6 protein-coding genes and 1 riboswitch are annotated in these 5139 nt (G+C 60.0%); of the genes, 1 reads left to right on the top strand and 5 read right to left on the bottom strand.

Annotated features, from left to right (window positions below; all coding sequences use genetic code 11):
- The 5 genes from QZ269_RS11845 to QZ269_RS11825 all read right to left on the bottom strand — a co-directional run.
- On the bottom strand, nt 1-598 hold a 598-nt coding region (locus QZ269_RS11845; protein WP_291426913.1), incomplete at its 3' end, for a hypothetical protein.
- A 484-nt stretch (nt 599-1082) separates the two neighbouring features.
- A riboswitch (cyclic di-GMP riboswitch) is annotated at nt 1083-1167 on the bottom strand.
- A 160-nt stretch (nt 1168-1327) separates the two neighbouring features.
- Nucleotides 1328-2512: a glutamine-hydrolyzing carbamoyl-phosphate synthase small subunit gene (gene carA, locus QZ269_RS11840; protein WP_291426912.1), complete on the bottom strand. Its 1185-nt coding sequence runs from the start codon at nt 2510-2512 to the stop codon at nt 1328-1330.
- Between the two features lie 157 nt (nt 2513-2669).
- Nucleotides 2670-3200 carry an N-acetyltransferase gene (locus QZ269_RS11835; RefSeq protein WP_291426911.1) on the bottom strand — a complete coding sequence of 177 codons (531 nt, stop codon included), beginning with the start codon at nt 3198-3200 and terminating at the stop codon, nt 2670-2672.
- A gap of 82 nt (nt 3201-3282) precedes the next feature.
- A complete protein-coding gene (locus QZ269_RS11830) occupies nt 3283-3732 on the bottom strand; it encodes a GNAT family N-acetyltransferase (RefSeq protein ID WP_291426910.1) in 450 nt (149 codons plus the stop codon).
- A gap of 120 nt (nt 3733-3852) precedes the next feature.
- Nucleotides 3853-4347 (bottom strand): GNAT family N-acetyltransferase, encoded by a 495-nt coding sequence (locus tag QZ269_RS11825; RefSeq protein ID WP_291426909.1) that lies wholly within the window; start codon nt 4345-4347, stop codon nt 3853-3855.
- Between the two features lie 336 nt (nt 4348-4683).
- Here QZ269_RS11825 and QZ269_RS11820 point away from each other — a divergent pair.
- Nucleotides 4684-5139: DUF2157 domain-containing protein (locus QZ269_RS11820; protein ID WP_291426908.1), on the top strand; the 456-nt coding region annotated here is incomplete at its 3' end.

The raw sequence follows: 5139 nt of genomic DNA, 5'->3' as shown, positions 1-5139 counted from the left end.
TGCTGCGGTTACCCGTGGGGTCGGCTCCGTAAGCATCCTTGTCCGTCGCGGCGCAGGGAATGTCGTAGACCTGGAAGAACTTGACGGCCTGGGCCTGGTCGACCTTCGTAATGCTGGTGATGGTCGTCGAAGCGGCAATTTCGGCGCTGCTCAGCTTGCCGTCGCCGTTGGTATCGGCGCTTGCCGGGTAATAACGGATATTGTCGGGGGTCTTGACCTTGCCGGTGGGGTCGGGCGTGTTGGTCAGGGTGTACGACTCGCCGGCCACGTTACCGGTGTTGGTCAGGATGTACAGGAAGCTGACGTTCTTGTCACAAGGCTTGACCGTGGCGGTCTGGCCGGGTGCGGTGTAGTCGGGCTTGGTGGGGTCGGTGGTGTTGCCGTCGTTCGGGGTAATGGTGAAGCTAGGAACGGGCGAAACCGTGGTCACGACTGGATTCGAAGGCACCTTGATTTCAGTCGTGCCGCCTTCCGGCGTGAAGTAGATGTCGGCGATGTTGGTGATGATCGTGCCAGCGGGCGCACCGTTAGGGGTAGCGGCGGCGGTGGAAGCAGCCAGAGCAGCGACCAGGGAAATAAGGGACCAGGACTTCTTCATGTTAACTCCTTGACAAAAGGTTGAACTCGGAATGATGGCTGACTGAATTGACTCTGACGCGGAAGCTCGGCTTCCACGACTTGTCCGGGGAAAGGTGGGCGACGCAGCCGCACGTGGGCTGGTGCCGCGTGACTGGTGGTTGCCTAACAAGTGCTCTTGCGGTACGTTCTGCCGCCCTTTGCGGAATACTGGGCCGCTCACTGCCCGCTGGGAGGTGGTGTGGCTAGCCAGATGTTGGTCACATGAGGTCTTTTTTAAGGAGGTTGCCGCCGTCACCGTCTGGGGACCTGATACCAGGGTTTCGGCCTTGCCCGGCACTTCACTTCTGACCAGGGCCTGATTGAGGCTGGACTTAACCTCACGTGCCGGACGCTGCGCCAGCGCAAGGCTGGTCAGGGTCAGGCTGTTCAGGGCCGGGAAGAAGAGAGTGGGCAAAACCTTCATGCTAAGAAACCTCCAAAAAAAAGACCGACAGTGTGGAAAGTCCACGTTCTGTCGGTCGCGCCACTAGCTCCGCATCTGGCAAGGCGCCCGATTGGGCCAGATGGTTCATCGCTCCAAAACAACTAAACGGAAAACATAACTGTCAGTGTGCTGAACAGTCATACCGGCTTAAGTGAGGAGCCGAGGATAAGGTGAGCTTTCAGACTGTTGGAATACCTTCCCACGACGTATGAAATTTCTCACTTCCGCTATCCTGCTTTATGATCACTTTATTAAAGAGGTTTGTCAAACCCCCAATGGGCCTGTTTGCGCTTTGGCGATGGGGGTACCATTCCCCCCATCAAATGAATCTATCTCTTCTATGAAACGGTTAAACAGGTAGCGGCTGTCGTGCGGCCCGGGGCTGGCTTCGGGGTGGTACTGCACCGAAAACACCGGGTAGCGCGTGTGTGCCATGCCTTCGAGCGTGCCGTCGTTGAGGTTGACATGGGTGGCAACGAAGGTGCCGTTCGGAATGCTGGCGAGGTCCACGGCGTAGCCGTGATTCTGGCTGGTGATCTCGACCGTACCCGTCAAGAGGTTCTTGACCGGCTGGTTCCCGCCCCGATGTCCGAATTTCATCTTGAAAGTCTTGCCGCCCGCGGCCAACCCTAGAATCTGGTGCCCCAGGCAGATTCCAAAGGTCGGGAGCAGCCCCATCATTTCCCAGGCGGTTTTGTGGGCATATTCCAGCGGTGCGGGATCGCCGGGGCCGTTAGACAAAAACAGGCCGTGCGGTTGCAGCGCCATAATCTGCGCCGGGGTGGTGTGCGCCGGAACCACGATGGGTTCGATGCCGACCTCGGCCAGCCGCTCGATGATGGTGTGTTTGATGCCGAAATCCATGAGTACCACGCGTTTTCCCTGGCGCAGAGTAGGAAAGGCGTAAGGCAGCGGCGTGGTCACTTCCCTGGTCATGTCGTGGCCGTCGATGTCCTGATGATCGCTGGCCCGCTGCGCGTAAACCTGCTCCTCAGCTGAAGTGAATTCGCCGTATGGGTCTTCAGGATGGGTATACGAGCGGTGGGCGATGACGCCCTTGACCACACCGCCCTCGCGCAGGCGGCGCACGAGTGCCCGCGTATCGATGCCCTGAATACTAACCACGCCGTACTGCTGCATAAACGAGTCGAGCGACTGCTGGGCGCGGTAGTTGCTGTATTCGCCGCTAAATTCCCGCGCGATGAAGCCGCGCACGTAGGGCTTGTTGCTCTCCATGTCATAGATCGCCACGCCGTAGTTGCCGACATGCGGGTAGGTGATCGTCACGATTTGCCCGTTGTAACTGGGGTCGGTCATGATTTCCTGATAGCCGGTCATAGACGTGTTGAAGACGACCTCACCGATGGTTTCCCCACGGTGCCCGAACGCGTAACCGCGGTAGATGGTGCCGTCTTCAAGGGCGAGAATGGCGCGTTCTTTACGGATCATAGATGGACCTCCATACCGCCTCGCTGGGCGCGTTTCATGGTGGAAGCTGAGAAGCAGCTCTCGACCGCTTAGATTATCAGGTCGGGTGTAAGCCAATGTCATGTTTTGCGGCGTGAACGAGGAGGCGCAGAAAGTGGTCAGGCCGCACAAGGGCGTGTCAGGCCAAAGACTTGAACATGGCAATCTCGTTGCAGTTCTCGAAAAAGGCGCAGCGCTGGCATTCTGACCAGACTTTGGGGTGCAGGCTGGTCTTTTCGATGCGTACAAAGCCGCAGCGCTCGAAAAAAGTCTGCTGGTACGTCCAGGCGAACAGGGCTGGAAGGTCAATCGCCCGCGCCTCTACCTCGCAGGCCAGCACCAGCTGTTTGCCCAGGCCGCGCCCCTGCATGTTGGGATGAATGGCGAGGCCGCGAACCTCGGCCAGGTCGGGGGCCAGGATATGCAGACCGCACACACCGACCAGGCCGCCCGGTTTTCCCGCGTGGGCTTCGGCAAAGATTAGGTGAAAATCCCGGATGGTTTCGGCCAACAGCGCCCTGGAACGCACCAGCATCTGCCCCCGGCTAGCCCAGTAGCCGATCAGTTCATGAATGGCGTCTATATCCGAGAGTCTGGCCTTACGCGATCTGAGGGGCGCGTCCGGGTGAACGTCGGGGATGGCGATGGAATCGAGGGAAAGGAAGGTCATGACTTACCCCCGTGCCAGGTACGCAAGACGCGGTGCGCGGGCAACAGCATAGGCGTGTACCGCGTTTTGGCCTCTACGCACCTTACTGGGTCAGGTCGCGCATCCAGGTGGTGCCGCCGGGGCGCTCGCCTCTGGCCTTGTACGCCTGGATTTGCGGCGCATCGGGGATTTCGCCCATAACTACCGCCAGCGGCACCTGGGTAAAGCCGAAAGTGCCCCAGTCGTTGCCCTTGCTGAACATGTAAATGGCCCGGTCGCCGCGCCCCTGCGCGTACTCCACAGCGCTCATGACCAGTCGGCGGCCCAGACCCGCGCCGCGTGCTGAGGGCATGACCGCCGCGCCGCGCAGCAGGCTGACCCCGTCGCCATGCTCCAGACCGATGGCTCCGACCGCTTGCCCTTCGCGCTCCATGACCCAGTAGGTCGTCCCGTTCGCCAGTGCCGCGCCAGTATCCAGCCCAGCCTCGCGAAATACGGTGGTTACAGTGTCCTTGTCTTCCTGCTTGGCGAGGCGCATTTGAAGGTCGGGCATGGTGGTCTCCTGTATGAAATGAACTGGGAACCGCCGGAGCGGAATAGGGTTTCAGGTTTTGCGTGTCAGTAGCATAGCGCACGGCCCGCCCGGAACGTGTGGTTGTCTGAGCTGCCCCGTTCATCCAGCGGCCCTGGGTTGCGGCATGGCCCTCTTCCAGACCTGTTCGTCCTGAATCCAGCCCCTAAGCACGCCGCTTTTGACCTGAGGGGCTTCTGGCAAAGCGGCTTCGACTTCTGCTGGGCTACTAGGCACGAAGCCGAAGCGCTGCCAGTAGTCGCCTGCCTCGGAGCTGAACAGATACACCGTGTGGTCGCCGCGCAGACTGGCCTGCGTCAGGGCCGAGCTGACCAGCGCCCGCCCCAGCCCGTGCCCACGGAATTGAGGCAGCACCGCCGTCGAACGGATGAGCGACACGCCGTTGCCGTGCTCTAGACCGATGCAGCCGCCGGGCAGGCCGTCCAGCATAGCGAGCCAGTAGGTCGAGCCTTCGGGGGTGATGCTGGAGGTATACAGGCCGCATTCTTTCAGCAGCGTGTGAATGGTGCCGAAGTCGCCGGGCGCAGCTTGCAGCAGGCGAATATGGGTGTCAGTGAGGGCCGGGTTGAGGGTCATGCGGAGGCTCCTTTGGCAATGATGGGCGAACAACTTTGGGCAGTGATGAGGGGCTTCGTCGCCTCACCTGCATACAGACTGGATTTTCATACAGACCAAAAGGCTTAGACTCACCCTGCTTAAGTAAGAGCATAGGCAAATTTTGTGTGGCATTGGTGGGAATCTCTCTGGACATTCAGACCTTTTGCAGACCTTTAGGTGCGCTGGCCTGTTTGCATATTCATACACTATACCTGCAAGTTGATAAGCGTGTCCAGGCACTTACCTCAGAGCGTAGCCGCGCCACATTTGTTTCGTGGCGGCCTGCACAGAACTTTATACTCATATACTCAAACCATGTCTGCCAGACAGCCTGATACCCTGGCCGCCCAGCTGGAGCGCTGGCGGGCCGCCGATTTGCTTAGTAATGAGCAGGCACAGGCCATCTTGGATTTTGAGGCTCTCAGCGTGAAGCACGGGCGCACAAAGTTCTCTGCCGCCCTCATCATTTCCATCATCGGGGCGCTGACGCTGGGGCTGGGCATTATTGCGCTGGTGGCCGCCAACTGGGGCACTTTGCCGCAGAGTCTCAAATTCGGGGGGCTGGTGCTGCTTACGCTCAGCAGCTACGCGGCGGGCTACCTCCTGCGCGACAGGCCTGAGGCCAGCTGGCCTGGAACGGGCGCGGCGCTGTACCTGCTGGGGGGCGTGTTGTTTGGGGCGGTGCTGGCCTTCTTGTCACAGGGGATGCAGCTGAATGTCAATGTTTCTACGCTGCTGATGCTGTGGGGCGCGGGGTTGCTGGCGCTGGCT

Origin of the sequence: Deinococcus sp. (assembly GCF_018260405.1) — a bacterium.
Classification (GTDB): Bacteria; Deinococcota; Deinococci; order Deinococcales; family Deinococcaceae; genus Deinococcus.
Note: the sequence above shows the minus strand (reverse complement) of the source record. Positions and strands in the feature narration are given on the sequence as shown.

Coding starts and splice junctions, on each gene's coding strand:
- carA (WP_291426912.1), bottom strand. CDS start 2,512: ATGATCCGTAAAGAACGCGCCATTCTCGCCCTTGAAGACGGCACCATC.
- QZ269_RS11835 (WP_291426911.1), bottom strand. CDS start 3,200: ATGACCTTCCTTTCCCTCGATTCCATCGCCATCCCCGACGTTCACCCG.
- QZ269_RS11830 (WP_291426910.1), bottom strand. CDS start 3,732: ATGCCCGACCTTCAAATGCGCCTCGCCAAGCAGGAAGACAAGGACACT.
- QZ269_RS11825 (WP_291426909.1), bottom strand. CDS start 4,347: ATGACCCTCAACCCGGCCCTCACTGACACCCATATTCGCCTGCTGCAA.